The sequence below is a fragment of the Streptomyces sp. NBC_00554 genome, assembly GCF_041431135.1.
Classification (GTDB): domain Bacteria; phylum Actinomycetota; class Actinomycetes; order Streptomycetales; family Streptomycetaceae; genus Streptomyces.
Window position 1 is genome coordinate 9,043,826 of sequence record NZ_CP107799.1, and the last position, 26,761, is coordinate 9,070,586.

At 69.3% G+C, this 26,761-nt stretch carries 24 protein-coding genes and 1 pseudogene; 8 read left to right on the plus strand and 17 right to left on the minus strand.

Annotation, left to right across the window (positions count from 1 at the left end):
* Positions 1–4 precede the first annotated feature (4 nt).
* Genes OG266_RS40175 through iolC form a run of 6 tightly spaced genes read right to left on the minus strand, consistent with a single transcriptional unit; the run spans position 5 to position 7,109 of the window.
* Entirely contained in the window at positions 5–955 is a 951-nt protein-coding gene (locus tag OG266_RS40175; protein ID WP_371551874.1) for a TIM barrel protein, read from the minus strand.
* A gap of 40 nt (positions 956–995) precedes the next feature.
* Entirely contained in the window at positions 996–2,486 is a 1,491-nt protein-coding gene (locus OG266_RS40180; protein WP_266469109.1) for a CoA-acylating methylmalonate-semialdehyde dehydrogenase, read from the minus strand.
* Positions 2,487–2,499: 13 nt separating this feature from the next.
* A complete protein-coding gene (gene iolD / locus OG266_RS40185) occupies positions 2,500–4,377 on the minus strand; it encodes a 3D-(3,5/4)-trihydroxycyclohexane-1,2-dione acylhydrolase (decyclizing) (RefSeq protein ID WP_266469111.1) in 1,878 nt (625 codons plus the stop codon).
* Complete coding sequence (gene iolB / locus OG266_RS40190) at positions 4,377–5,252, minus strand: 5-deoxy-glucuronate isomerase (protein WP_266469113.1); 876 nt, start codon at positions 5,250–5,252, stop codon at positions 4,377–4,379. The genes iolD and iolB overlap by 1 nt, the downstream gene beginning before the upstream one ends.
* Positions 5,249–6,121 (minus strand): aldolase, encoded by an 873-nt coding sequence (locus OG266_RS40195; protein ID WP_266469115.1) that lies wholly within the window; start codon positions 6,119–6,121, stop codon positions 5,249–5,251. The genes iolB and OG266_RS40195 overlap by 4 nt, the downstream gene beginning before the upstream one ends.
* Positions 6,122–6,125: 4 nt before the next feature.
* The gene (gene iolC / locus OG266_RS40200) at positions 6,126–7,109 is read right to left on the minus strand and encodes a 5-dehydro-2-deoxygluconokinase (RefSeq protein WP_371553132.1); all 984 of its coding nucleotides are present in this window, start codon (positions 7,107–7,109) and stop codon (positions 6,126–6,128) included.
* 208 nt (positions 7,110–7,317) lie between these two features.
* Between iolC and OG266_RS40205 the strand changes: the two genes are divergently transcribed.
* The gene (locus OG266_RS40205) at positions 7,318–8,319 is read left to right on the plus strand and encodes a LacI family DNA-binding transcriptional regulator (RefSeq protein ID WP_266470936.1); all 1,002 of its coding nucleotides are present in this window, start codon (positions 7,318–7,320) and stop codon (positions 8,317–8,319) included.
* Positions 8,320–8,386: 67 nt separating this feature from the next.
* On the opposite strand, the gene OG266_RS40210 is transcribed toward OG266_RS40205, so the two are convergent.
* From OG266_RS40210 to OG266_RS40225, 4 genes are all read right to left on the minus strand, one after another.
* The gene (locus OG266_RS40210; RefSeq protein WP_371551875.1) at positions 8,387–9,274 is read right to left on the minus strand and encodes an ATP-binding cassette domain-containing protein; all 888 of its coding nucleotides are present in this window, start codon (positions 9,272–9,274) and stop codon (positions 8,387–8,389) included.
* A gap of 5 nt (positions 9,275–9,279) precedes the next feature.
* Entirely contained in the window at positions 9,280–10,356 is a 1,077-nt protein-coding gene (locus OG266_RS40215) for an ABC transporter permease (protein ID WP_266469119.1), read from the minus strand.
* Complete coding sequence (locus OG266_RS40220; protein ID WP_266469121.1) at positions 10,356–11,360, minus strand: sugar ABC transporter substrate-binding protein; 1,005 nt, start codon at positions 11,358–11,360, stop codon at positions 10,356–10,358. The genes OG266_RS40215 and OG266_RS40220 overlap by 1 nt, the downstream gene beginning before the upstream one ends.
* A gap of 530 nt (positions 11,361–11,890) precedes the next feature.
* Positions 11,891–12,214 carry a hypothetical protein gene (locus tag OG266_RS40225; RefSeq protein ID WP_371551876.1) on the minus strand — a complete coding sequence of 108 codons (324 nt, stop codon included), beginning with the start codon at positions 12,212–12,214 and terminating at the stop codon, positions 11,891–11,893.
* Between OG266_RS40225 and OG266_RS40230 the strand changes: the two are divergent.
* From OG266_RS40230 to OG266_RS40240, 3 genes and pseudogenes are all read left to right on the plus strand, one after another.
* Positions 12,195–12,356: pseudogene (locus OG266_RS40230) on the plus strand (AbfB domain-containing protein); the annotation flags it as partial. The gene OG266_RS40225 and the pseudogene OG266_RS40230 overlap by 20 nt on opposite strands.
* A 19-nt stretch (positions 12,357–12,375) precedes the next feature.
* Positions 12,376–13,104, plus strand: a complete 729-nt coding sequence (locus tag OG266_RS40235) for a transcriptional regulator (protein WP_371551877.1) — start codon at positions 12,376–12,378, stop codon at positions 13,102–13,104.
* 32 nt (positions 13,105–13,136) lie between these two features.
* Positions 13,137–13,751, plus strand: a complete 615-nt coding sequence (locus OG266_RS40240) for a TetR/AcrR family transcriptional regulator (protein WP_371551878.1) — start codon at positions 13,137–13,139, stop codon at positions 13,749–13,751.
* 8 nt (positions 13,752–13,759) lie between these two features.
* Here OG266_RS40240 and OG266_RS40245 read toward each other — a convergent pair whose 3' ends face one another.
* From OG266_RS40245 to OG266_RS40270, 6 genes are all read right to left on the minus strand, one after another.
* Positions 13,760–14,242: a VOC family protein gene (locus tag OG266_RS40245; protein ID WP_371551879.1), complete on the minus strand. Its 483-nt coding sequence runs from the start codon at positions 14,240–14,242 to the stop codon at positions 13,760–13,762.
* Between the two features lie 2 nt (positions 14,243–14,244).
* Positions 14,245–15,507 (minus strand): amidohydrolase family protein, encoded by a 1,263-nt coding sequence (locus tag OG266_RS40250; RefSeq protein WP_371551880.1) that lies wholly within the window; start codon positions 15,505–15,507, stop codon positions 14,245–14,247.
* Positions 15,508–15,545: 38 nt separating this feature from the next.
* Positions 15,546–17,018 (minus strand): FAD-dependent monooxygenase, encoded by a 1,473-nt coding sequence (locus tag OG266_RS40255; RefSeq protein ID WP_371551881.1) that lies wholly within the window; start codon positions 17,016–17,018, stop codon positions 15,546–15,548.
* Between the two features lie 209 nt (positions 17,019–17,227).
* The gene (locus tag OG266_RS40260; protein WP_371551882.1) at positions 17,228–18,181 is read right to left on the minus strand and encodes an alpha/beta hydrolase; all 954 of its coding nucleotides are present in this window, start codon (positions 18,179–18,181) and stop codon (positions 17,228–17,230) included.
* 21 nt (positions 18,182–18,202) lie between these two features.
* On the minus strand, positions 18,203–19,552 hold the full coding sequence (locus OG266_RS40265; protein ID WP_371553134.1) for an alpha-L-fucosidase: 1,350 nt from the start codon (positions 19,550–19,552) through the stop codon (positions 18,203–18,205).
* A gap of 18 nt (positions 19,553–19,570) precedes the next feature.
* Positions 19,571–21,214: an AMP-binding protein gene (locus tag OG266_RS40270; protein WP_371551883.1), complete on the minus strand. Its 1,644-nt coding sequence runs from the start codon at positions 21,212–21,214 to the stop codon at positions 19,571–19,573.
* 129 nt (positions 21,215–21,343) lie between these two features.
* On the opposite strand from OG266_RS40270, the gene OG266_RS40275 reads away from it, so the two are divergent.
* Positions 21,344–22,213 carry a LuxR C-terminal-related transcriptional regulator gene (locus OG266_RS40275; RefSeq protein WP_371551884.1) on the plus strand — a complete coding sequence of 290 codons (870 nt, stop codon included), beginning with the start codon at positions 21,344–21,346 and terminating at the stop codon, positions 22,211–22,213.
* Positions 22,214–22,510: 297 nt separating this feature from the next.
* Here OG266_RS40275 and OG266_RS40280 read toward each other — a convergent pair whose 3' ends face one another.
* A complete protein-coding gene (locus OG266_RS40280; protein WP_266470942.1) occupies positions 22,511–22,921 on the minus strand; it encodes a helix-turn-helix domain-containing protein in 411 nt (136 codons plus the stop codon).
* 177 nt (positions 22,922–23,098) lie between these two features.
* Between OG266_RS40280 and OG266_RS40285 the strand changes: the two genes are divergently transcribed.
* From OG266_RS40285 to OG266_RS40295, 3 genes are all read left to right on the plus strand, one after another.
* Positions 23,099–23,605 carry a cupin domain-containing protein gene (locus OG266_RS40285; RefSeq protein ID WP_371551885.1) on the plus strand — a complete coding sequence of 169 codons (507 nt, stop codon included), beginning with the start codon at positions 23,099–23,101 and terminating at the stop codon, positions 23,603–23,605.
* Between the two features lie 265 nt (positions 23,606–23,870).
* Positions 23,871–25,286 (plus strand): DUF1254 domain-containing protein, encoded by a 1,416-nt coding sequence (locus OG266_RS40290; protein WP_371551886.1) that lies wholly within the window; start codon positions 23,871–23,873, stop codon positions 25,284–25,286.
* Between the two features lie 958 nt (positions 25,287–26,244).
* Positions 26,245–26,586 carry a hypothetical protein gene (locus OG266_RS40295; protein WP_371551887.1) on the plus strand — a complete coding sequence of 114 codons (342 nt, stop codon included), beginning with the start codon at positions 26,245–26,247 and terminating at the stop codon, positions 26,584–26,586.
* Positions 26,587–26,761: the final 175 nt, after the last annotated feature.

Below are 26,761 nucleotides of genomic sequence, written 5' to 3' on the forward strand. Positions count from 1 at the left end.
CCTCCTATCGGTCGAGGTGCGGGCGGCTGGTACCCGTCAGTCCGCAACCGGCCAGGTGCTCACGGGTGCTGACCGCGATGGGCAAGGGCACCTCGGGAGCGCACGGGTACAGGTCCTGCTCGACGATGACGAACAACTCGGCGTCCAGGCGCGCGAGTTCGGCCACCACGTCGGCCGGATTCGGTACGCCCGCGGGAGGTGACACGCACACCCCGCGCTTGACCGCCTCCCCGAACGACAGGTCCTCGACCGCGACTTGGGCCAGCACCTCGGGATCCATCTGCTTGATGTGGACGTAGCCCACGCGCTCGCCGAAGCGGCGGATCAGATCGAGATTGTCGCCGCCGCCGTACGCCACGTGCCCGGTGTCCAGGCAGAGGTTGGTGTAGCGGGAGTCCGACTCGTTGAGCAGCCGCTCGATCTCCGGCTGGGTCTGGATGTGGCTGTCGGCGTGCGGATGGATGACGAGCCGTACGTCGTACTCGTCGAGCAGCAACTTGCCCAGCCGGTCCGCGGATCGGCCGAAGCCCGCCCACTGGTCGGCGGTCAGCTCGGGCGACTCGGTGAACGCGCCGGTCTTCTCGTCCCGGTACATGGGCGGGATGAGGACGAGGTGGTGCGCGCCGGCGGCGGCCGTCAGTGCGGCGACCTGCCGGACATGGGCGAGCATCTCGTCCCACGCCTCCGGGCGGTGCAGGGCGCCGAAGGCGGTGCCGCCGGAGACCTGGAGCCCACGGGCGTCCAGCTCCTCCTTCAGGCGCTGCGGGTCGGTGGGGAGATAGCCGTACGGTCCGAGCTCCAGCCACTCGTAGCCGGCTGTGGCCAGCTCGTCGAGGAAGCGGGTGTACGGCACCTGGTGCTCGTCCTCGGGGAACCAGATGCCCCAGGAGTCGGGGGCGGAGCCCAGGCAGAGGTTGCCCGCGACGGTACGGAGGGGAGTTGGCGCCGTTGCCATGGTCGGTCCTTTGCGAAGGGGGGAGGGGGAACTCTGTGGATCAGTTGGACGTGGGGAAGTTGAAGCCGGCGGCGACCTGCTGGGCGGGCTGCGGCCAGCGGGTGGTGACGACCTTGGGGCGGGTGTAGAAGCGAATGCCCTCGGGGCCGTGGATGGGGGAGTCGCCGATGAGGGAGTCCTTCCAGCCGCCGAAGGAGTAGTACGACATCGGGACGGGCACCGGCACGTTGACGCCGATCATGCCGACCTTGACGTTGCGCTGGAATCGGCGGGCGGCTTCACCGGAGGCGGTGAACAGGGCGGTGCCGTTGCCGTACGGGTTGGCGTTGATGACGGCGATGGCCTCGTCGAGCGTGTCGACGCGGACGATCGCGAGGACCGGGCCGAACAACTCCTCCTTGTAGGCGTCCATCTCGACCGTGACGTGGTCGAGCAGGGACGGGCCGGTGAAGAAGCCCTCCTCGTGACCGTCGATCTTCAGCCCGCGGCCGTCCACGACGACGGTGGCGCCCTGCGTTGCGGCGGTGCCGACGGCGTTCTCGACGCGTTCCTGAGCGGCCTTGGTGACCAGCGGTCCCATCTCCACGCCCGGGGCGTCACCGGGACCGACCTTCACCTCGCGCGCCTTGCGCTCCAGCACCTCCACCAGCCCGTCCGCCGCGTCACCCACGGCCACGGCGACGGAGACGGCCATGCAGCGCTCGCCGGCCGAGCCGTACGCACCGGCGGTGATGTGGTTGGCGGTGAACTCCAGGTCGGCGTCGGGGAGGACGACAGCGTGGTTCTTGGCCCCGCCGAGGGCCTGGACGCGCTTGCCGGCCGAAGTGCCCTGCTCGTGCACGTACTTGGCGATGGGGGTCGACCCGACGAAGGAGACGGCCTCGATGCCGGGGTGGGTGAGGATCGCGTCGACCGCGTCCTTGCCGCCGTGCACGACGTTGAAGACCCCGTCGGGCAGGCCCGCCTTCTGGTACAGCTCGGCGACGAAGTTCGCCGCGGACGGGTCGCGTTCGCTGGGCTTGAGGATGAAGGTGTTGCCGGTCGCGATGGCGATCGGGTGCATCCAAAGGGGCACCATGGCGGGGAAGTTGAAGGGGGTGATGCCGGCGACGACGCCGAGCGGCTGACGGAAGTTGTGCACGTCGATGCCGCGGGAGACCTGGTCGGAGAAGGACCCCTTCAGGACATCGCCGAGACCGCAGGCGAATTCGACGACCTCCCGGCCGCGGGTGATCTCGCCGCGTGCGTCGTCGACGGTCTTGCCGTGTTCGGCGGAGATGATCCGGCCCAACTCCTCCTCGTGCTCGACGAGCAACTGCCGGAAGGCGAACATCACTTGGGTGCGCTGGGTGAGAGACGACTCGGACCAGGTCTCGAAGGCCCGCGCGGCGGCCGTGACGGCGGTGTCGACGTCGGCGGACCCGCCCAGGACCACCTGGGCCTGCTGTCGTCCGGTGGCCGGGTCGAACACCGGAGCGGTGTCCGTGCCGGGGACGGCCGTGCCGTCGATCCAGTGCTGAATGGTCTTCACGGGTTGGGTGTCCTTACAGGTAGTGGCGCTGGGCCTGCTTATGGGCGGCGTACGTCTCGTACGCGGCGCGGGTGGTGTCCAGGTCGGAGGTCTGGCTGACGGGGACGTCCCACCAGCCGTGGCCCGGCGGGTTCGGCCCGTACAGGTCGGTCTCGACGTGGACGACGGTGGTGCGGGTCGCTGCCTTCGCCTTCTCCATCGCCGTACGGAACTCGTCGACGGAGGTGGCGTGCAGGACGTCCGCGCCGAGCGAGGAGGCGTTGGCGGCGAGGTCGACGGGGAGGACGTCTCCGTCGAGCAGGCCCGAACCACCGTTCCGGAAGCGGTAGTTGGTGCCGAAGCGCTGAGAACCGAGCGACTCGGACAGCGCGCCGATCGAGGCGAAGCCATGGTTCTGGACGAGGACCACGATGACCTTCAGGCCCTCGGAGACCATGGTCACGATCTCCTGAGCCATCATCAGATACGAGCCGTCGCCGACCAGGACGACGACCTCACGCGACGGGTCGGCCATCTTGGCACCGAGGCCGGCGGCGACCTCGTAGCCCATGCAGGAATACGCGTACTCGACGTGGTACGCCTTCGGATCCCTTGCCCGCCACAGCTGTTGCAGGTCGCCGGGCATGGAGCCGGCGGCGTTGATGACGACGTCACGGTCGCCGAGTACGTCGTTGAGGGCGCCGAGGATCTCGGTCTGCGCGGGGAGCGGGCCGTGGCCCACGGTGAAGCAGCGGTCCTCGATCTCCCTTGTGAGGGCGATGAGTTGACGGGTCCGCTCGCGGTACTCCGCTGAGACCTCCCAGTCGGTCAGCGCTTCGGCGAGGGCCTCGATGCCGAGCCGGGCGTCGGCCACCAGCGGCTCCGCGGAGTGCTTGACGGCGTCCAGGCGGGCGACGTTGAGGTTGACGAAGGCGACGTCCGGGTTGCCGAAGACGGTGTGGCTCGCGGTGGTGAAGTCGCTGTAGCGGGTGCCGATGCCGAGGACGACGTCGGCCTCCTTCGCCAGCTCGTCGGCCGCGTACGAGCCGGTCGAGCCGATGCCGCCGACCGCGCAGGGGTGGTCCCAGGGGACCGCGCCCTTGCCGGCATGGGTGTCGGCGACCGGAATGCCGGTGGCCTGGGCGAAGGCCCGCAGCTGGGTCTCGGCACCGGAGTAGACGGCCCCGCCGCCCGCCACGATCAGCGGCTTGCGTGCGTTGCGCAGCAGACGCGCGGCCCGCTCCACGGCGGCCGGTTCCGGCACCGGACGGCCCACGTGCCAGACCCGGCGCCGGAAGAAGGCGACCGGCCAGTCGTACGCCTCCGCCTGTACGTCCTGTGGCAGGGCCAGCGTCACAGCGCCGGTCTCCACCGGGTCGGTCAACACCCGCATCGCGGCCAGCGCGGCCGGGATCAGCTGTTCGGGCCGGGAGATCCGGTCGAAGTACTTCGATACGGCACGGAAGGCGTCGTTGACGGTGACGTCCCCGCCGCGGGTGTCCTCCAGCTGCTGGAGCACCGGGTCGGCGGCGCGGGTCGCGAACATGTCGCTGGGCAGCAGCAGGACCGGTATGCGGTTGGTCGTCGCGAGCGCCGCACCCGTGATCATGTTCGTCGAGCCGGGCCCCGTCGAAGCCGTACAGGCGAACGTCGCCAGCCGGTCGCGCATCTTGGCGTACGCCACCGACGCGTGGACCATGCCCTGTTCGTTGCGGGCCAAGTAGTAGGGCAGGTCGGCCTCTTGGGTGACAGCGGCCTGCAGCAATGCCTGGCCGATCCCGGCCACGTTGCCGTGCCCGAAGATGCCCCAGACGCCGGGGATCAGCCGCTGTTCCTGGCCGTCGCGCTCGCTGTACTGGTTGGCCAGGAAGCGGACCAGGGCCTGCGCGGTGGTGAGTCGGAGGGTGTTCATTACTGCGTGAGCCCTTCGAAGGGAAGCCGGTCGTCGACGTCCTGGGACTCCCAGGTCCCCCGCACCCACCCGTGGGCGGGGTCGTCGCAGATCAGCCAGGCACGGTCCTGTCCAGGGCCCGCCATGACGTTGAGGTAGTAGAGGTCGTAGCCGGGCGCCGCGATCGACGGGCCGTGCCAGCCGTGCGGGATCAGCACGGTGTCGCCGGAGCGGACCTCGGCGAGCACGTTGATCGGCCGCTCTTGTGTGCCGTAGACCCGCTGGTAGGCGAAGCCGTCCTCGCCCGAGACCTCGAAGTAGTAGATCTCCTCCAGCTCCGACTCCTGGCCCGGTCGGGCCTCGTCGTGCTTGTGGGGCGGGTAGGAGGACCAGTTGCCGCCGGGGGTGAGGACCTCGCACACCAGCAGTTGCTCGGCCTCGAACGTGCCCGGCAGGCAGTAGTTGTTGACCTGCCGCGAACACGGCCCGGCGCCGCGCAGTTCGACCGGCACGTTCTTCTGGGGCCCGTACCGAGCGGAGAGTGAGCTCCGCTCGGTACGGGCGGAGGGCAGCGCGAACGTCCCGCCGTGCGCGCTGCTGATCAGGGCCACCGATTCGCGGGGGAGGTAGGCGAAGTCGGTGGCGGAGGCGAACACGCCTGTCCGGCCGGTGAGTTCGAAGGCCGTGCCGTCCGTGGTGACGGTGCAGGAACCCGTCAGCGGCAGGACCAGGAACTCGGAATCGCCGGTGGACAGGGTGTGCGCCTGGCCCGGCCCCAGGGTCAGGATCCTGAGGCCGGAGTACCCCCAGCCCGCCGACTCGGGCGTGACCAGGAGATCGTAGGGGCCGTCGGCCGAAGTTCCTTTGGGCAGGTGGTACTTGCTGGTGTCGCTCACAGGAGGTTCACCGCCCGGTCCACGGCGCCGGCGACGTCGCCGTCCGAGGGGTAGAGCAGGGAACGGCCGACCATCAGGCCTTGTGCGGTGGGGAGTTTGAGGGCCTTGCCCCACGAGGCGAAGGCCGCTTCGGGATCCTTGACCTCGCCGCCCAGCAGCAGCGCGGGCAGCGTCGAGGAGGCCAGCACCCGCTCCATGTCCGCCACGACCGGGAGCTTCAGCCAGGTGTAGGCGGTGCGGCGGCCCAGGCCCGAGGCGATGGTGATCGACTTGATGACGGCGTCGGTGGAGAGGTCGTTGCGGATCCTGCCGTCCTGCCACTCGGACAGGAACGGCTCGACCATGGCGATGAGTTGTCGGTCGTTGAGCTCGTTGACGGCGCGAGCGGTGTTCTCGAGGACGGACGGGGTCGCCGGGTCGTCGAGGGCGATACGGGTGAGCATCTTGCCGCCGTCGAAGCCCATCGCGGCGATCGTCTCGGCGTCATAGCCGGTGAAGCGGTCGTCGATCTCGAAGACGGAGCCCGCGAGCCCGGCCCGGTTCATGGAACCGAAAACGCTCTTTCCGTCCAGAACGCCGAGCAGCAGCAGGTCTTCCAGAATGTCGGCGGTGCCCAGGACACCCGTGACGCCGGGCCGCTCCAGCGCTGTGCACAGGCGGTCGAGAAGCTCGAAGCGGTCGGCCATCGCGGTGGGTTCGGCGCCGACACCGTTGGCACCGCGGGCCGGGTGGTCGGCCGCGACGATCATCGCCTTGCCGTGGGCGCCGAGGAGCGAGGAGGCTTTCACGCGGCGCGCTGCCGCCGTCGCGATGGCGCCGGGGTCGTTGACCCGGGCCTCCACGATCCGGCTCACGTTGTCGGACGGCACGTCGTCACGCCTTTCGTTCGATGGAAGCGGTGGTGGCCTCGCGGAGCTTGGCCTCGACCTCGGCCTCGGTGGGCATCGCGTCGGAGCAGGAGAGCCGGCCCGCGACCAGGGCTCCGGCGGCGTTGGCGAAGGAGACCGTGCGGTGGGTGTCCCAGCCGGCGAGCAGACCGTGGCAGAGCGCGCCGCCGAAGGCGTCACCGGCACCGAGACCGTTGACGACGTCCACCGGTACCGGCGGTATCTCGACGGCCGAACCGTCGCGGCCGACGGCCAGGACACCCTTGGGGCCCTGCTTCACCACCGCCAGCTCCACCCCGGCCGTGAGCAGTGCTTTCGCGGCGGCGTACGGCTCGCGCTCACCCGTCGCCACCTCGCACTCGTCGAGGTTGCCGACGGCCACCGTGGTGTGGCGCAAGGCCTCGACGTAGTACGCCCGCGCCTGATCCGCGTCGGTCCAGGCTGTGCCTTTCCAAAACGCCGGCCGCCAGTCCAGGTCGAAGACGGTCGGGCCGGACTTCGCCCGGTGTGCCAGCGCGGCGAGCGTGGCCGAGCGGCTCGGCTCCTTGCTCAGCCCCGTCCCGGTGACCCAGAAGATCCGGGCGTCGCGGACGGCGTCCAGGTCCAGTTCGTCCGGCTGGATGTCCAGGTCGGGGGCCTTGGGCAGGCGGTAGAAGTACAGCGGGAAGTCGTCCGGAGGGAAGATCTCGCAGAACGTCACCGGCGTCGGCGCGATGTCCGACGTACCGACGAACCGGCTGTCGACGCCGTACCCCTCCAAGGCCGTGCGGACGAAGTCCCCGAACGGGTCCCGGCCCGTCTTCGTGATCACGGCCGCGGAGTGCCCGTAACGGGCCGCGGCGACGGCGACGTTGGTCGGACTCCCGCCCAGGTACTTGCCGAACGACGTGACCTCGGCCAGGCCCACACCGGTCTGGAGCGGATATACGTCCACCCCTACGCGGCCCATGGTCAGCACTTCGAACGGCATCACGCTGGTTTCCCTTTCGTGCCGGAGACGGAGGCGTTCAGGAGATTCACTGCCGCGCTCTACTAGCGCGCTCTAGTCTGTGTACGATGACTCCTGTCCAAATGTCATGTCAATACCTTGTTGCCAGGAGATTTCGAGAGGCCCGTAGGGTTGGCCGCGGCGGAAGGTGGATTCACAGGTGGATGCGTCAGGAAAGCAGCGGCCCACGATGGCGGACGTCGCTGCGAAAGCGGGCGTGTCGCGGGCGCTCGTCTCGATCATCTTCCGCGGTCAGCCGGGCGCGAGCGATGAGACGCGGCAGCGGGTGCTGCGGGTGGCCGACGAGATCGGCTACCACCCCGACAGCGCGGCCAGGCTGCTGGCCCGCGGCCGCAGCCGCACGCTCGGCGTGATGTTCACCGTGCACCAGACCTTCCACGCGGACCTCATCGCGGGGATCTACCCCGAGGCCGAACGCCTCGGCTACGACGTCCTGCTCTCCGCAGCCACCCACGGCCGCAGCGAGGCGAAGGCGGCCGAGGCGCTGCTCAGCCACCGTTGCGAGGCGCTGATCCTGCTCGGCCCCGAGGCGGAGGCCACTTATCTCGACGAACTCGGACACAGAGCGGTGACAGTCTCGGTCAGCCGCCGAGTGCCCCGCGCCCGCGTGGACTTCGTCCACAGCGCCGAGGGTAAGGGGGTGCACCAGGCCATGGAGCATCTCGTCGAACTGGGGCACCGCCGAATCGTGCACATCGACGGCGGCCGAGGTCCCGGATCGGTCGAGCGGCGGCGTGCCTACCGGGCCGCGATGCGCCGGCACGGGCTGGAGGCCGAGGTGCGGGTCATCCCCGGGGAGCACACGGAGGAATCGGGCATCGAGTCGGGCCGCCTGTTCCTGGCGGAGCGCGATCGGGGGCAAGCTCTTCCGACGGCGGTCCTCGCGGGCAACGACCGGTGTGCGTGGGGCTTGTTGATGGCCCTGACGCGGGCAGGCGTCGATGTCCCGCGTGATGTCTCGGTTGTCGGGTACGACGACAGTCACCTCTCCCATCTCATGCCGATCGGCCTGACCACCGTCCGTCAGGACGCCGCGCTGATGGCGGAGCATGCCGTGCGGTTCGCGGTCGAACGGCTGGAGAATCCGGATCTGGAGGTCCGAGAGGTCGTCCTGGATCCGAAGCTCGTGGTGCGCGGTACGAGTGACAAGGCACCGGAGACGTCGGCCTGAGGCATCGGCGACAGGGCATGTCCCCCAGCAGTTGGGGCTTTTGGCCTTGCCTGCTGGGGACATGGCGCTACAGCGCTGTCAGGTCTCTCGCGTCGGGGAGTTCTTCGACGTCGACGCCGCGGACCTGGGACAACTCGTGCTTGAGGGCGGCGAGTTCGGTGCCGCCGGCCATGTGGTTGGTCAGCTCCTCCAGCGTGATCTCGCTGCGCTCGGCGGAGAGTTCCATGGTGCCCAGGCGCAGCACGCTGAAGTGGTCGCCGACCATGTAGGCGTGGTGCGGGTTGTGCGTGATGAAGATGACCCCGAGACCGCGTTCGCGGGCGGCGGCCACGTACTTGAGGACCACACCGGACTGCTTGACACCGAGGGCCGCGGTCGGCTCGTCCAGGATCAGGACACGCGCCCCGAAGTAGACGGCGCGGGCGATCGCCACGCACTGGCGCTGGCCGCCGGAGAGGGTGCCGATGGGCTGTTCCAGGTTGTCCAGGATGATGCCCATGTTGCGGAGTTCCTGGTCCGCGGTCTTCTTCATCTTCTCGATGTCGAGACGGCGGATGGGCCAGGGGCCCTTGGTCATCTCGGAGCCGAGGAAGAAGTTGCGCCACACCGGCATCAACGGCACCACGGCCAGGTCCTGGTAGACCGTCGCGATGCCCTTGTCCAACGCCTGGCGCGGGGTGGTGAAGTGCACCGGTTCCCCGTCGACGAGGAACTCGCCCTCCGTGTGCTGGTGCAGCCCGGAGATGATTTTGATCAGGGTGGACTTGCCCGCGCCGTTGTCACCCAGCACGCAGGTCACCTGACCCGGGCGCACGGCGAGGTCCACCCCGTGCAGGGCACGGATGTTGCCGTAGGACTTGCCCGCGTTGCGGAGCTGGACGGTCGGGCGGTCCCCGTCCTCCGGCTCCGTGTCCTGGAGGATCGCGCCATGGGTGCCGGCTTCTTTGCTTGTCATTGTGTTCACCTCCGGGTCGCGGTGCGCTGCACCCACAAGTTGATGAGAACGGCGCCGAGCAGCATCACGCCCAGGAACGCCTTGAACCAGTCGGGGTTCCAGCCGGCGTAGACGATGCCCTGCTGCACCATGCCGAACATGAACGCGCCGAAGACCGGGCCGATCGCACTGCCGGCGCCGCCGGTCAGCAGACAGCCGCCGATCACCGCCGCGGAGATGAAGATGAGCTCCTGGCCCACGCCCTCGCCGGACTGCACGGTGTTGAAGGAGAACAACTGGTGCATCCCGATGAACCAGGCGCCGAACCCGACCAGCATGAACAGCGAGATCTTCGTGAATGCCACGGGCACGCCGACGGCCCGCGCGCTGTCCTTGTTCCCGCCGACCGCGAAGATCCAGTTCCCGTACTTCGTCCGCAGCAGCACCCACGTCGCAATCGCCGCGAACACCAGCCACCACACGATGGTGATCTTCACCTGCACGCCGCCGACGTCGAAGGACGACGCGAAGACCTTCTTGGCCTGGCTGAAGCCGTCCATGGAGCTGATGTCGTCGGTCGCCACATTGCCGGTGACCAGCTTGGTCACCGCGAGGTTGACGCCCTGGAGGATCAGGAAGCTGCCCAGCGTGATCAGGAAGCTCGGCAGCCCGGTCTTGACCACCAGCCAGCCGTTGAGGAAGCCGATTGCCAGCGACACGACCAGGGCCGCGATCACACCGACCCATACGTTCATGGTCAGTTGGTAGCTGAGCATGCTCGCCGTCAGCGCCGAGGTGATCACCGCGACACCGGCGGAGAGGTCGAACTCCCCGCCGATCATCAACAGGGCGACCGGCAACGCCATGATGCCGATCGTCGACGAGCCGTAGAGGATGTTCGCCATTGAGGCGCCTTCGCGCACCGGCGGGGCGGCGATCAGGAAGAACACGTACACCGCGGCGGCACCGAGGAAGACGCCCACCTCGGGGCGGGCCAACAGCCGTAGCGCCTGTGGACGTTCGGCCGTGCGGCCGTCAACCTCCTTGGGGCCGGGGGCCGGCGGTGTGGTCACCGCCGGCTCGGCGTGCTGGGTCATGCTCATCACCGGGTTCCGTTGGCGGCAAACTTGGCGACGCTGTCCACGTTCGTCTTGTCGATGAAAGCCGGTCCGGTGAGGACGGGCGCGGTGCCGCCGCCGCTGTAGTTGCCGTTGGTCTTGTAGAGCCACAGTGAGTCGACCGCCAAGTAGCCCTGGAGATACGGCTGCTGGTCCACGGCGAATTCGATCTTGCCGTCCTGGACGGCCTTCACCAGGTCCTTGCTGAGGTCGAAGGTGGCGAGCTTGGCCTTGCTGCCGGAGTCGGTCAACGACTGGATCGCGGTCAGCGCGATCGGGGCGCCGAGGGTGACCACCTGGTCGATGGAAGAGTCCTGTGTGAGCTTTGCGGTGATGGTCGACTTCACGGACGGCATGTCGGTGCCGTTGACGTAGAGGATGTCGGTCTTGCCGCTGAAGCCCTTCTTCAGACCGGCGCAACGGGCCTCGAGGGCGACCTGGCCCTGTTCCTGGATGACACAGAGGGCGTGCTTGGCGCCGAGTTGGTTGAGGCGCTCGCCGAATGCCTGGCCGGCGATGTTCTCGTCCTGGCCGAAGTACTCCAGCATGCCGAGCTTCTTCCAGTCGCTCACACCGGAGTTGAAGCCGACCACGGGGATGCCGGCCGACTTGGCCTTGGCCACCACGTCCTTCATGGCGTCCGGCTTGGCCGCGGTGAGCGCGATGCCGTCGACCTTCTGGTCGATCGCGTTCTGCACGAGGTTGGCCTGGTTACCGGCGCTGGGATCGCTGGAGTAGACGAGCTTGACGTTGTCCTTGGCGGCAGCGGCTTGGGCGCCCTTGCGGACCAGGTCCCAGAAGGTGTCGCCGGGGGCGGCATGGGTGACCATGGCCACCGTCATGCGCGGGGTGGTGGCCTTGCCCGCCGAGGCGTCCGCACCTCCTTCCTCGGACTTCTTGCCGCCCGAGCTGCTGGAACAGCCGGCGGCGAACAGAGTGCCGACCAGAACGGTGGCGGTGAAAACTGCGGCTCGGTGGTTTCTGCGCATGTCCCTTGCACCTCGCTGTGCTTGTCAGGGTGGAGTCTGTGGTGGTCGGAAGCGCGTCCCGCGTCGGCGGCCGATGCATGTTCAACGAGTGGCGACGTGGTGCGCGAGTGGTGTGTATGTGCCGTGTGTGGCGGCTCGTCTTCTGTGGCGGTCGTTGGTGTAGACCGCCTGTTCAGCGACTGGAGCGCTTTAGTAGCGCGCTCTAGTTGGAGAGACTATGAGGCCGTCTCTGCGGGGATGTCAACAGGTATGTCAGGACGTACCAACAAAGTGTTCGGAATGAAATTGAGTCCCGGATCCGGTCATAGGGTTGGTTGTACTGGCCACCTGACCGCCCTGGGCGAAGGGCTGATCGGCGCCGGACGGACGGCCGGGGCTCATGGTCTCCGGATCAGAGGTGTGCCGGTTCGGGCGACGATGTCCTCTGGGCTTCGCGCTCGCGCTGGATCGGCTGGGTGAGGCGAGGGGGTGCGTGGCACTTGGTTTGCCCAGGGAAAGGTGCAGGGTGAAGCCTTCTAGCAGGCGCAGGGTCAGCCTGCGGGCCACCACGGTGTCGCCGCTGGCGAGGGCCTGGTCCCGGCGATGCCACCCGCGCCGGTGGCGGCGAGGCCGTCGCCCCGGCCGCCCTGCGGCTGGGTCCCGTCGCTGGCATCGGCGGCAGGGGGTGCGGCGCCGGCGTCGGAGGAGGACGTCGTGTCGGACGTACTCGCGGACGGCGTCGGTGTGGTGGCCGCGACGATCGCCTTGCCACGAGTGAAGGTAAGGGTGCCGAAGCCGAGATGGTCCAGGCCGCCACCGGTTCCGTAGTCACCGCCGCCGCCCTCGGGCCTGACCTTGGCCGCCATCTCGCTCACGTACAGCGCGTCGAGGCCGGCAATCTTAGGCGTCCTCGGTTCCGTCGCCGCGACCAGTTCCGGGCTTGCGAAGCAGGAGGCCACCTTCCGATTCGTCACCGGACTGGCCGATTCCCACTGCTACTCGCTCAAGGAGGCCTCGGGCAGGTGCCTGCGTCACTATGCCTTCCGCATCCGGCTGGACGCCAACGACGGATCGGCCGGAGCAGGGCCGCGAACGGAAACCGTCCGGCCAGGTCATCGACGCTCTCGCGCGGGCGCTTCGGCTGGACTCCGACGCCTGCTGGCATGCCTACCGTCTGGCTGGGCTGGTACCGAGACCGGAGGCCCCTGACCTTGATGCGGAGCGGGTGGCGCCCGGGCTGCGGCGGCCGATGGACGGCTTCGTGGCGGCCGTCGCCTACGTGGTCAATCGGCGGCTGGATGTTCTCGCCTCGAACGCGTCGGCCGCCGCCCTGCTCTCCCCGCTGACCGACCCGCGCCACATGGTCCGCTCCCTCTTCTGTGCCCCGGCCGCACGCACGCTGTTCGCGGACTGGGGCACAGTGGCTCGCGACACCGTCGCCGCCCTACGGCTCGCCTACGGCCACGAGCGCCACGATCCCCGGCTCGCCGCCCTGATCGATGAATTCCGCGCGGAGAGCGACGAGTTCGCGGAACTATGGGGGCGCCAGGACGTCAATCGGCTAGGCAGCAGGGACAAGACCTTTGACCACCCCGTAGCGGGACGGTTGACCCTCTCGTATCAGACCTTCGAGGTGCAGGACGCGCCGGGCCAGTGCCTGCTCGTGGGCACCGCCGAACCGGGCAGCAAGGACGCCGACCGCCTGGCCCTGCTCTGTGCTCCGCAGTCGCTCGATGATCGACAGGCTTCCAGCGCCCTCCTGTAACGGAAACCATCGTTTGCGTTTAGGGTGAGGACATGCCCCGTCTGAGCGAGGCGCGCCGGGAAGAACGGCGGCGCCACATTCTCACCAGTGCCTGGAGTTGCTTCTCCCGCAACGGTTTCCACGCCACGTCGATGGACGATGTCATCGCCGCGACCGGCATGTCCTCCAGCGCCGTCTACCGCTACTTCCGCAGCAAGGACGACCTCATCGACGCCGCCGCGGACGAGGCCCTGACCCTGATCCGCGACCTGTTCCGTCGGCTCCTGGAACGCCGTCCCACCCCTTCACCGTCCGCGGTACTTGAGGCGATGGCGGCCGAGGCCCGCGACCGGGGCGAGGGACAGTCGTACGATCTGAGCCGCATCGCGATCCAGGCGTGGGGCGAGGCACTGCGCAGTCCGGAACTCGAAGGACGCACCCGGACCTTCTACCTCAGCATGCGGGACAACCTCGTCGAACTGGCCCGCCGCTGGCGCGACGAGGGACAGGTGCCGCCCACGGCGGACCCGGCGCAGATCGCGACCGTGCTGATGACGCTCATGCCCGGGCTCTTGGTGGGACGACACCTCGTGGAGCCGGTCGCCACCGAGCAGTTGATCGGTGGCTTCTCGTCCCTCGCCTCGGCCTTCGACGACGCGCCGATGTGAGGGCGGGGTCAGATCCGGGCCGCGCCGGTGCTGAGCCAGGGGGAGTCGTACTCGATCCGGTCGGCGTCCAGTCCGTGGGGCGCGGTGGTGTAGAGGCGCAGGCGCTGGCCGTCGGGGTCGGGGATGACCAGCACCCAGCCCACCAGAGCGACGACCGGCGGCGAGTGGGTGATGCCGCGGCTGTCCAGGTGAGTGATCCAACGGTCCAGGGCCGCGCGGTCGTCGACGGCCAGGGTGAGGAATTCATACCCCGCCAAGGCGGTCGCGGTCGCCGGATCTAGGCGCAGTTCCAGGCGGGTGCCCAGCCCGGGGACGTCGAGGATGACGGCGAAGAGAGTGCCGTCGGGGCGACGGTGGTCCAGCTGTGTCAGACGGCTGGCGCCCAGCACCGCGGCGTACCACCGGACGCTGCGCTCCAGGTCGGTGACAGGCAGCTTGATGTGGTGGATGCCCGAGGGCGTCGGGATCGCGGAGGTGCCGGCGATGTTCATCGTCACTCCTGGGTCTGCGTAGCGAGGTGGGCGGAGCGTTCGACGCGGGCTCCACGACGCCACAGGGCGGTGATGTCGCGCAGCGCGGTGATGTCCCGAGTGGGGTCGCCGTCGACGAGCAGCAGGTCGGCCCGGAGTCCGGGGGCGATCCGGCCTCGGTCGGTGAGGCCGAACGCGTCGGCGGGCGCGGCGGTGGCGGCGGTCAGGGCCTCGGCCGGGGTGAGGCCGGCGGCGACGAGCAGGGCGAGTTCGCCGTGGTAGCTGATGCCGTGGGTGGTGGGGTGCCCGTGGCCGCTCGTACCGTCCGTGCCCGCGAGCAGTGGTACACCGAGGCGGAACATCCGTACGGCGGCGTCGGCGGCGTGCCGAGGGTCGACCCCGACGGGCCCGACGCGCTGTTCAGGGGCGATGGCGCGGATCTTCTCCAGGTCCGCCAACCACTGCGGATCGGCGTAGGGGCGCAGCCTGGGGTCTTCGGCGAGTTCGTACTCGGCCGGGGTGGCGGTCATCCCGGTGAGCGTGGTCAAGGTGGGCACGACGAACACGCCGTTCTCCGCCGCCACTTCGATCAGGGCCTGGTCGCTGGTGCCGTCGGCGGGGGCGTGGGCCAGGCCGTCGATGCCGCTGGCGATCGCCTGGCGTGCCGCCGTGCGGGTGAGGGTGTGGGCGACGGTCCGCAGCCCGCGATCGTGGGCTGCCCTGATCAGGGCGAGGAGCGTTTCCGGAGACATGAGGGGCAGGGGCTTGCCGATGGCGGTGCCGTCCTCGATGAAGATCTTGAGGTGGTCCGCGCCCTCGGCGACCCGGGCCGCGACGAACGCTTCGGCATCGTCGGGTCCGGCCACGGTGGGGAAGGGCTCGATCATGCCGAGTTCGACCAGCTGGCAGGGGTGTCCGCCCGGCGCGGTGGCGCCGGTGGTGGCTACGCGCACGTCGGCCAGGTCGTCCCGCTCGTCGGCGGCGGCGCGCATCCGTCGGGCGGTGTCGGGAGCGCCGCCCATGTCGAGTTCGGTCGTGATGCCGAACATCAGCGCCTGACGCAGCTGTGTCGTGTCGGTGGTGTGGGTGTGGGCGTCGATCAGGCCGGGCAGCAGGGTGCGGCCGGTGCCGTCGAGGACCGTCGCTCCCGCCGGTGCGACCAGATCCGCGCCGACGGCGGCGATCACGGTGCCGTCGATCAGGACGTCCTGCACCGGCTGCGGCCGACGGCCGTCGAAGACGGCGACCTGGCGGATGAGGGTGGGTGAAGAGGTAGCAGGGGTCATGTCCGTGTCTCCTTGAACTCGCTGTCTTTCAGGGGGACTTACTGGGGTACGCACTGGCCGAGAAGGTCGGTGACGTCGCTCTGGTCCGTCGGGACTCCAACAGCGGCCAGGTAGCCGTCGGGGCGTACGAGGAGCGTGGTCGGCAGGCCGGGGACGTGCCGGACGGTCAGTGGCCCGCGCCGGCTCACCTGGTGGTCGGGCTGTGGCTCGCCGGAGCTGGGCACCGCCAGGGTCCAGCGCAGGCCGTCCGGCGGGACGGTCAGGGGTGAGACGCGTGTGCCGATGCGTGGGGCGCCGAGGTCGGGTTCGCGGGTGTAGCTGATGTCGAGCTGGGCGAGGGCGTCGGCCAGCCAGTCGGTGATGCCCGGGGTGGCGGCCGCCGCGGACAGCAGGGCGTTGCGGCGTCGGCCCGCGGCCGGGTCGGCCAGGGTGGCGATCCGGGCGAACTGGCTTGTGGAAGCGACGAGTTGGGCCGCGACCGGCTGCCGCTCGTGGTGATAGCTGTCCAGCAGTTCGTCCGGTGCGGCGCCGGTGAGGACGGCGTGCAGCTTCCAGGCGAGGTTCCCGGCGTCCTGGATGCCGGTGTTCATGCCCTGACCTCCGGCCGGGCTGTGGGTGTGGGCGGCATCCCCGACCAGGAAGACCGGCCCGGAGCGGAAGCGCTCGGCCAGCCGTTCCTGGGCCCGGTAGGTGGCGGCCGCGACGACCTCGTCCACGGCCGCGCTCTCGCCCGTGGGACCGCGCGCGGCGAGCAACGCTTCGACTTCTCCCGCATCCGGTGCGGCCGAGCCGGGCGGCACCGGTGCGACCAGGCGGTGCAGTCCCTGCATGAGCGGGGACAGGAGCAGCAGCCCGGCGTCGGACAGGAAGAACGTGGCATCCTCGGACGCCGCCGCCTGCGATCCCGGCTTCAGACGTACGTCGGCGAGCGCGAACAACTGCTCAGGAGCGTCCCCGGGGAAGCCGATGTCGGCAGCGGTGCGCACCGTACTGTGCACGCCGTCGCAGCCGACCAGAAACCGGGCCGACACCGCACGCAGTGTCCCGTCCGGCGTGGTGACCGTGGCGGTGACGCCGGGAAAGTCCGGGGCGAAGCCGAGAAGCCGATGCCCTCGGTGGACAGTGCCGCCCAGGTCCTCCAGCCGCCGCGCCAGGTGTTCCTCGGTGGTCTGCTGGGACGCGAGCAGCATGTAGGGGTGTGGCGTGCTCAGCCGGTCGTAACTGGTCCGCAGGAGCGCCCTTTCACGGTCGTGCAGACAGAAGCCGCGCCCCTTCTTTCCACCGTCGACCAAGTCCGCGCTTACACCGATTCGGTCCAGGTACTCCAGTGTTCGCGGTTGCACGGCGGCAGCCTTGGAACCGGGCTGGATCTCGGCGTTCCGGTCGATCAGCACATGGTCCACGCCCAGTTGGGCCAGGCTCGCCGCGAGGGTCAGTCCAGTGGGGCCTGCCCCGGAGATCAGGACATCCGTGTGGCACGGGAGAACAGGGGTAGTTGGCGACTTTGGCATGACGCGCTCCTCGCCGTCCGGCGCGGCGGCGCCCGAAGAGGCTTCGAGGCGTCGGCATCACCAAACGAAAACGTTCGTTTGCGTTTCATGCTGAAAGTAGCACTCCGTAACTCACAGTGCAAACGATCGTTTCTCTTTGGGTGTCGGAGGGCGGACGCCTTGCTGATCGCCCGGTCGCCTGACGATGAGGAATCCGGGGCCGGGCCGCCTTAGTACGTCAGATATCGGCGCTGTGCCGTCACGACCTCGCCCAGGGCGGCGGCTGTTTCGCCGAACAGATGGGGGACGTTCGCGAAACCGTGCACCATGCGGGGGTAGTCGAACACGTCCACGGGGACGCCGGCCTGCTGCAGGCGCTCGGCGTACATGGCGCCTTCGTCGTGGAGCGGATCGTGGCCGGCCACGACGATCGTCGTGGGCGGGAGACCCGTGTGATCGGCTGCGTGCAGGGGGGAGATCCCCGGTTCCAGGGGGTTGGCGTCCTCCGGCAGGTAGTGGTGGTAGGCGTTGCGCACGCCGGCGGCTGTGAGCCAGGGGGCGTTCGCGTTCGTGCGGTGCGAGGGTGCTGTCATCGAGGCGTCGGTCGCCGGGTACAGGAGCCCTTGGTGGCGGATCGTCGGGCCGCCGCGGTCCCGGGCGAGCAGGGAGACGGCCGCGGCCAGGTTGCCGCCGGCGCTCTCGCCGAGCAGCCCGAGGCGTGTCGCGTCGCCGCCTAGTTCCGCGGCGTGCCCGGTCACCCAGACCAGGGCCGCGTAACAGTCGTCGAGTCCCGCCGGGTAGCGGTTTCGGGGAGCGAGGCGGTAGTCGACCGACACGACGATCGCGCCCGTTCCCTCGGTGACCGTCGAGCAGATGAAGTCGGCTTCCCGAGGGCTTCCCGACACCCATCCGCCGCCGTGGAAGTGGACGATGACGGCGCGCTTGTCCAGGGCTTCGGCGCTGGGGGTGTGGATGCGCAGGGTGATGTCACCGGCGGGCCCGTCGATGACCCGCTGATGTGTCGACGGCCCCAGCCGGTCGGCTCTCGCCCGCGTCCGTTCCTGCTGCTTCTCCAGCTGTGCGGCGGTGGCCGTGGCCAGTCGCGGCCCGGCGATGAGCGGGATCTTCCAGATGGCGCGCGCGATCAGCGGTGGCTTGGGGCGAGGAGGTGTGGTCCCTGACATGCCGTTTCCTCTCTTCGTGGGTCAGGCGGAGCGCAGGTCGAACGTCACCTGGATCGGGACGGGGGAACCCGTGACCGGCAGGCCGACGGCCACACCCTCGCCGGTGACCCGCGCGGGGGCCGGCGTTCCGTCGGCGAGGCGGGTGGATCGTGGGTCCACGCGGGCCGCGTCCACGGTGAGTACCGGTGCGGCCTCGGTGGTCCAGATGAACGCGTGGAGCCGGTCGCCGGTCCGTGTCCAGCGAACCCACGGCGTCTCGTCGGGCTTGGCCAGCTCTGCGGCCACCGGGGTCGAGCCGAACACGGACGGGCCGTTGAGGGCATTCCACTCGGCCAGTTCCACGAGCGTCCGCCGCTGCAGGTCGGGGACGGTTCCCTCGGCGGTCAGGCCGATGTTGAGCAGGAGGTTGCCTCCGCGGGAGACGACGTCCACGAAGTGCTTGATCGCCTCGGGTCCGCTGAGGGAGGTGCTCTCGTCGTCCAGTTGGTTGTAGCCGAATGAGTAGCCGATGCCGCGGGTGTTCTCCCACATCTCGCTGCCCTCGACGGCGCCCCCGTGCTGGTATTCGCTCGTCCGGAAGTCCCAGTGCGTCTCACCCCACCGGTCGTTGACGACACCCTCGGGGTTCGCGGCGTAGAAACTCTCGAAGAGGCTCACCAGGCTCTTGGGGCCCTCGGCCTTTCCGGCGTCCGGCCACTCGATGTCGCCCCAGAGCACGTCCGGCCGATAGCGGGCGATGAGGTCGGCCACGTGGTCGTGGGCATAGTCCGCATAAGCCCGGTCGACCGGGCGCACGCCGAAGCTCTCGACGTCGACGATGGGCGGCGTGCTCCCGGCATGCCAGTCGAGGCCGCCCGAGTAGTACACGCCGAAGCGGACTCCTGCTGCGCGGGCCGCGACGCTGAGCTCGTCGACGAGGTCCCGGCGCGGTCCGCGGTGCACCGTGTTGCGGTCGCCGGTGCCGGGGGCGTCCCACAAGGTGACGCCGTCGTGGTGTTTCGTCGTCGGGACGAAGTAGCCCGCGCCGGTGGCGGCGACCAGTTCCATGAGATCGGCGGCGTCGAAGTTTTTGGCCGTCCACCGGTCGAGGAAGTCGTCGTACGGAGTGTCGCCGTACGTCTCGCGGTGGTGTTCCGCGGCGGGGCTGCCGGCGATGCGGATGGTGTTGAAATACCACTCCGCGTAGGGGTTGTGGATGAAGAACCTGTCCGGGTCGATCGTGCCGGAGGTCCCGGTCGGCTCGGCCCAGGCGGGCACCGAGTACGGTCCCCAATGGACGAAGATGCCGAGCTTGGCGTCACGGAACCAGCCCGGTGTCTCCCGCTCGAACCTGCGGTACTGCTCCGGTCGCTGCGGCGCCTCTTGGAACATGGCCACGGAGTGAGCCTCTCAGTGTGTGGTGGGATGCGCCGAACCGGCCTGGAGCCGTTGCCTGAGCAGGAAGCGCTGGGTCTTGCCGCTCGGCGTCTTGGGAAGTTCGGGCACGAAGTGGATCGCACGGGGATAGGCGTGGGCGGCGAAGCCGGTCTTGACCGCTTGCTGGAGTTCGGCGACGAGCTCGTCGCCGGGCCGGGCGGTGGGACGCAGCACCACGAAGGCCACGAGTACTTCACCGCGCAGCTCGTCGGGGGCGCCGACGACAGCCGCCTCGGCGACGGCCTCGTGGGCGGCCAGCACGCTCTCCACGTCGAAGGGCCCGATGCGGTAGCCGCCCATCAGGATGACGTCGTCGTCGCGGGCGGCGAAGAACAGATATCCGTCCTCGTCCTTCGTCGCGACGTCGCCGGTGTAGTACCAGCGCCGGTCGGGGCTGAACCGCTCCGCCGTGCGGCCCTCGGCGTCCTGATAGCCGGTGAACCACATCAGCGGGCTGTGGGCGCAGTCGACGGCGACCCGGCCGGTTACCCCGGTCCCGGCGGGGACGTCGTCGTCCGGTCGGAGGATCTCGACGGTCCAGCCCGGCAGGGCGCGTCCCATGGATCCGGGTCGCACCTCGCCGCGCAGGTCCGGGTGCCAGGCGTTGGCGACCGCCATACCGAGTTCGGTCTGGCCGTAGTGGTCGAGGACCGGCACGCCGAGCGTGCGCTCGGCCCAGGGGATCACATCCTGCGTGAGGGGCTCACCCGCGGACGAGCAGTGCCGCAGTCGCAGGTTCTCGGGGACCGGGGTGTCGGCGTGACGCAGGGCGCGGTACACGGTCGGCCCGGCCGCGAAGTTGGTGACGGCGAACCGCGACAGCACCGACCAGGTCAGCTCGGGGCTGAACCCCGAGTGCAGGAGGACGGCGGTGCGGCCCAGCGCGAGCGGGGCGACGAGGGAGAAGTACAGGCCGTAGGCCCAGCCCGGATCGGCGGCGTTCCAGAACACGTCCGAGGGTCGGTGGTCCAAGCCGTATTCCTGGTACATCGCGAACGCCGCGACGGCCCGCAGCGGCACCGGTACGCCCTTGGGCGATCCGGTCGTGCCGGAGGTGAACAACTCGATCACGGGCGCGTCGCCGCCCGCGGCCACGGCGTGTTCCAGCGGTGGATGTGCCGCGATCAGGTCGGCGAAGGCCAGCGTCCCGTCGTCGGCCGGCCCGGTCGTGATGATCCGCCGTCCGGCGTCCGCGGGGAACGCCGGGGAGGGGGCGAGCTTGGCACGCTGGTCGGCGTCGACGAACACTGCCTTGGTGCCGTTGCCGGTGATCCGGACCCCGATCGCCGGCGGCGCGAAGGCCGTGAACAAGGGGACGTGCACCGCGCCGAGGCGCCAGATGGCGAGCAGGGCGACGACCAGCTCGGCGGACTTCCCCATCAGCGTGGCGACGCGGTCGCCGGGGCCGACGCCCAGGTCGGCCAGCGCGCTCGCCATCCGGGCCGAGGACTCCTTGAGCTCTCCGAACGTGAGGTTCCGGCCGGTCAGGTCGGGTTCGACGAGCGTGAACGCGACGGCGTCAGCCGGGTGCCGGTCGCACAGCAGCTCCGCCGTGCACGCTGTCGGCGAACCGAAGATCGCGAGCAGGTCCGCCATGTGGTGTTCCGGACTGGTCATCTTGCTCCTTGAAGGGGGCGTTGATCGGCGCGTACCGTTAACGCGATGTTTCCTCGGACCGCTCCGAGTCCGGCACCCCCGGATGAGGGGGGCGCCGCGGACAGCGCCGCACCGTTTCGAGGAGGCGTCATGACCACCAGGCCGACCTCTGTCGCCGAGGACAGCAGGCTGATCGGTCGGGCCCTGGCCGAGCTGCGTGACGCCACCGGGCTGGGCCTCGCTTTCGGCGGCGTGGTGACCGCCGAAGGGCAGGTGCGGCTCGACGAGTTCGCCGGAGTCACCAAGGGCGCGCTGCGCGGCGTCGGCCTGGCCTTCGGCCAGGGACTCGGCGGCAAGGTGGTCGCCCTGCGGCGCCCGATGGCGGTCAACGACTACGTCGCGAGCGAGCGGATCAGCCACCACTACGACCGGGTGATCACCGCCGAGGGCCTGCGCGCGATGGTGGCGGTGCCGGTGGTGGTGTGCCGGACGGTGCGCGGGGTGCTGTACGGGGCGGTCCGCCAGGTCGTGCCGCTGGGAGACCGCGCCGTACAGGCGGTGGCCGACGCGGCCCGCGACCTGGAACAGGAACTCGCCGTACGCGATGAAGTGGCCCGGCGCCTGGCCTGGTTGAGTGAACGGACCGCTGCGGCGGAGCCGGCGCCGGGGCCGATGACGCCCCAGTGGGAGCTGGTCAGAGAGGCGTACGCGGATCTGCGGAGCCTCGCGGGACAGCTCACAGATTCTGAGGCCAGGCAGCAGTTCGATGTCGCGTGCGAAAAGCTCGCCGCCGCGGGGCATTCGGCCCCCGGAGTTTCCCGCGCACCGATGCTCTCTCCCCGGGAGCTGGACGTCCTGGCGTGCGTCGCCGTCGGGCGAAGCAACGCCGACGCGGCGATCGAACTCGGCATCGGTGTCGAGACGGTGAAGAGCTACTTGCGCAGCGCGACACGCAAACTCGGATCCCGCTCGCGCTTGGAAGCGGTCGTGGCCGCTCGCCGCCTGGGCCTCCTGCCGTGAGATGCATCGAGTCCTGACCGCTTACGGCGGTGGAGCTCAGAGAGGCGACTGGCCTGCGTGTGAGCGGTGGCCGCAGCTGCTGCCGCGACCGGGCGCGGCACGAGTGCAGTAGCGGCTGACGCGGCAAGAGTGCGATCCACGGCTGGTATTGGCCCGTGCTTCGAAGGCCGTCGCGGACTTGTCGGTGCGCACATGAATCATCGGCGATCTGCTGTAGCCGTTGGACCTCGCTAACCCGGGTCGGTCGTAGCCGACTGTTCCAGCTCCAGCTCGCAGCGACCGTGTGGGTGCGGCCCGCTAATGGTTGTCGGCTGTCCCGGTGAGGGCCCGGTGCCGGCGGATCTCGGCATGGTGGGTGATGGCCCAGTCGATCAGGGAGGCCACGATGTCTTTGAGGCTGGCGCCGAGCGGGGCGAGGGCGTATTCCACCCGTGGCGGCACTTCGGCATAGGCGGTCCGGGTGATCAGGCCGTCATGGTGGAGCTGGGCCAGGGTGCGCGAGAGCATGCGCTGGGAGATGCCGGGGATGGCGTGTAGCAGTTCGGTGTAGCGCATCACGCCGTCCTGCAGGGTCGCGATCACCATCAGCGTCCACTTGTCCCCGACCCGATCCATGATCTGGCGGACGAAGTCCGCGTCCTCGACCGGGATACGGGCGCAGGGCCCTGGGAGCCCGGTTGTTTCCCTCTGGATCGCGACGTCGTCCATTGCGGACATCCCCCTTCGGTAGCGGACATGGATGTGTGTTTTGTAGGCCCTCCCATACTGGCCTATCGTGGCGCTACATACCAATCGTATGTATCGAGGTCACGCCGTTCTGCCTGGTGCAGACCAGTCCTCGATCGTGCGCCGCGGAGGCGCCCTGACTCACCATGGAGGCACCACATGACCGGATCCGCACCGACTCATGCGCAGCAGGACGAGATGTCGCTGCCGAGCAGCTACCGAGTGGTCGAAACCGGGGTGACGGAGACGGGACTCTCGACGATCGCCAAGGACAACGTCGTGCCCGTCAACACCGTCCCGGACGGGCGCGGCCTCAGCCGGCTCTGGGAGGCCGACGGGGTGCTGCCGGGCGGTGACGCGGCGACATCAGGGGACGATGCGGTGGAGTCGCCGTTCTTCCCCGAGGCGGGGGGAGTGCGGTTCTGGTCGGTGACCGTGCCCCCCGAGACCCCGGGCACTCCGCCGCCCGCGGAGTTCCACCAGACCTCTTCGCTCGACGTCGGGATCGTCCTCTCCGGACGGATCGTGCTGGAGATGGAGGACGGGACGTCCGCGGAGTTGTCGGCGGGGGAGGCGTTCGCCCAGCTGGGCACCCCGCACAACTGGCGCAATCCGTACTCCGTGGATGCCGTCATCGCGGTCGTCATGATGGGCCGGGACAAATGACGGAACGCCGACGGCCGTTCGTAAGTTGATGTCTGCTGCCAAGTGACACGAGGCGAGGGTGCGGACCGCGATGCCGCGTACCGCACCCCCTGCCGAGGCTGCGGATGGCGGCTTCGATCAGGATGCCGAGCTACGACAGGGGCCACGCGCCATTGGCTCGTCCGGCATTGCTGCAGTCGTATGAACAGTTCGCGCCAGGACTCCCGCAAGGGCTCCGTGCCGTGCACGATCCATGATCAAGCACGGTCAGTCCGAGGAGCCCGCCATGTGTGCACAGCAGGACCCTTCGTTGCCGGAACAAGCTTTCGCAGCGCAGCAGTTCACCCGGCGTCGGCTTCTGGCACTCGCTCCTGCCGGAGCCGCGGCGCTCGCCCTGGGGGTCCCGGCCCCCGCCGCGTCAGCGGTGTCGGCGGCCGGCACGGATCGGGCGGCGTTGGCGCAGGAGGCGTACATATGGGGCTTCCCGCTGGTGATGATGGAGACCTATCTCGCGTCCGCGCGTGAGCAGAAGGTCCCCGTGAACCGCCTGTTCGTCGCCAACTCGCTTGCCACGCCGGCCACCAAGGCCGGCGGCCCGAACAACGACACCCTGTTCGGCTCGGCCTGGCTGGATCTGTCCAGGGAACCGCAGGTGGTGATCGTCCCGGACACTGATGACCGCTACTACTCGATACAGCTGCAGGACGTCTACACCAACACCTTTGCCTATATCGGCCGCCGCACCACAGGGACCCGCGCCGGCGCCTACGCGCTCACCGCACCAGGCTGGAGGGGCAGGCTGCCGCGCGGTGTGACCCGCATCGCCGCGCCCACCGCCCAGGTGCTCGCCCTCACCCGCACGCTGGTCGAGGGCGAAGCCGATCTGCCCGCGGCAAAGGCCGTACAGGCGAAGTACGCGCTGGCGCCGCTCAGTTGCTATCCGGAGCGCGCCGTCCCGGCGGAGGCGGTCGACGAGCCGCTCAAGTTCCCCATCCTCGACCTCAGCGCGCAGGGCGCCGCCTACTTCGACAAGCTGTGCCAGGGGTTGGTGGCTGCCCCGCCGCCGCCCAGTGACCGGGCGCGGCTTGCCAGGTTCGCGAAGATCGGCATCGGTCCGGGACGCAAGCCGACGCGGAACGCGGCCGCCGTCCCCGTCCTGGCCCAGGCGGCGCTCGACGCCAACAAGCGCATCACCCAGTACGTCTTCGCCGTTGGCGTCAACGGCTGGACGGTCGCCACCGGCATCACCGGCTTCATCAAGGACCCGCTGTACCGCGCCGCGATCACCCAGTACGGCCCGGGTACGCATGTGTCCGAGGAAGCGCTGTACTTCACCGCACGGAGCGGCCCGGACGGCCAGACGCTGAACGGGGCGAACCGCTACGCGCTGCGCTTCGAGCCCGGTGAGCTGCCGCCGGTCGACGCGTTCTGGTCCCTCACGCTGTACGGCCAGGACTGGCGCCTCGTGGAGAATCCGATCCAGCGCTACTCGATCGGCGACCGCACCGCAGGCCTGGCCTACGGTACCGACGGCTCGCTCGAACTGCTCATCCAGAACGACGAGCCGTCGGAAGGCCAGGCCAACTGGCTTCCGGCGCCGACTGGTTCCTTCATCCTGGTCCTGCGCACCTATCAGCCCGGCGCGGCGCTGCTCGACGGCAGCTATGAAATGCCGCCGATCACGACGGCCGGTCCCCTCTGACGCCGGTATCAAGAAGTCCAGACGCGCTCCGCGTAGTCCGCGAGGTTCTTGCCGAGGATCTTCTCGATGCGTTCCGAACGGTAACCGCGCTTCTCGCGGTGTGATCCCGCGATCGCGCGCGTACGCGTAGGTCATGGCGTGTCCTCGGTGGGCAGATGCTGGGCTGACTTGAGTGTGGTGCTCCTGGCCGGGCGATCACGTGTGGGTCAGCCTCTGAAGACGCAATCGGCCTGGTCGCGGTGAATGGCGTGCAAGTCCCAGTAGATGGGCGAGAGTTGATCGGCCTGGGATCGCGCCGCAGCGTGGACCCCGGCTCGGGCCCCCCTCCCCGCCTCGCCCGCGCACGACGACCTCTACAGGGCCATGCTCCGCACCGCCCCTACGGGCGACACCGCGCCGAAGCCGAAGTCGGAGCAGAACAGCTGACCTGCTGGGCCCGCGGCGGCCTGTCCGCGCTCCGTACCGTGCGAGGGGGCGCGCCGCAGCGATCACCAGGGCCTGTTGTGAAAGTGACGGCTTGAGTCGCCGTCGAAGACGAGGTACCGGAGCCTTGCGCTCGACACTGGCTTCGGTCGCTCTTTCGGTGGGAGTTCAGAGCTCTGATCAACGCGGGTACCGGCCGACTCCCCGCCAAGCGGCGGATGCGGGCCATGGGTCCGAAGAGCGGGACAGCCGGGACCGTCCCTCACGGGTCTAGCCACTGATGACACACCATCAGGCTTCGCCGTGCGGGCAGGCGGTGAACCCAGCGTCTCGAAGGGGACTTCATGCGCATGTGTCCGGCCGTCGCCGTCGCCGTCGCTTTCCGGACGATCGCCCTTTCCGCATCGGTGCTTCCGGCCACGGCCCAAGCAGCCGACAAGGCCGCTTCCAACGACACCATGTTCTCGAACATTGTGGTCAACGAAGGCAAGGACATCGTGCTCGGCCTGACCACCAGAGAGACCGTCACGATCACGTGGAGGGTATTGCCGCGTCCAGGGCCTACCTGTCGCACAGCCCCAACACCGACGACGCCGATGGCATCCTGCCGCTGTACTCACCGGAGGGAACATGCGCGGTGTCGCCCGCCGACCCGACCACCTCCACGTGCAGGGTGAGCTTCACCGTGGATGCCCTGCGCGACTTCGACCACAACGGCCTCGCCGGTACCTGGAAGGTGCTCGGCGCGGCCCAGGACACCAACGACGACTGGGCAGCTCCGTCTACACCGCGCGTTGACCACGGCAACGGCGTCCCCTTCCCTTCGTCCGGAACGCCATCGAGTGTCGGAGCATCGCTGCCACTCACCCTCGCGTAACCAAGCCCGCTACGAGTCTTGACCGGGGCGCCGGCAAGGATGGCGTGGCCCAGGGCGGTGGACCAGCCACGGTCGAGCTTCCTGTTCCTCAATGGCGCTCCGTCCGCTATGGCCATCCCCAGAGGGTGGCCGGCGCACCGGCCTGGTGTGCGTGCAACCGGATCGTCTGAGGTTG